General features: G+C 47.5%; 1 protein-coding gene. It reads left to right on the forward strand.

Translation table 11 applies throughout. The features are described from left to right. Positions 1 to 396 (forward strand): immunoglobulin-like domain-containing protein (locus J3999_RS11830; RefSeq protein ID WP_208128083.1); only part of this gene is annotated, 396 nt, incomplete at both ends.

A 396-nucleotide genomic window follows, 5' to 3' on the forward strand; every position in this document is an offset into this window, starting at 1 on the left:
TATTCTGGCCAATCAGTTCTCTGGCAGTACCTCCGTTACTATTGATGAATCAGAGTTCGAAGATGTGTATGTGGACAGTGACAGTATTGATGTCAGTGTGACCGGTACGACTGGAGGTAATTATGAAAATGTTGATTACAGCGGTGCCAGTGCTTCGACTGCGATAGTCGACACCATTGATACCACAACGGTCAGTTTGACAGCGACGCCACAACTGACTGAAGACGGTGGTGTGATCACTTACGTTGCCAGTGTGGATAACGCACCTCAGACCGACATGACGGTTGATCTGTCAAACGGCGAAAGTATTACCATTCTGGCGAACCAGTTCTCGGGCACTACTTCCGTTACCATTGATGAATCACAGTTCGAAGATGTGTATGTGGACAGTGACAG

This window comes from Thiomicrorhabdus sp. 6S3-12 (assembly GCF_017571475.1).
In the GTDB taxonomy this organism is placed as follows: domain Bacteria; phylum Pseudomonadota; class Gammaproteobacteria; order Thiomicrospirales; family Thiomicrospiraceae; genus Thiomicrorhabdus.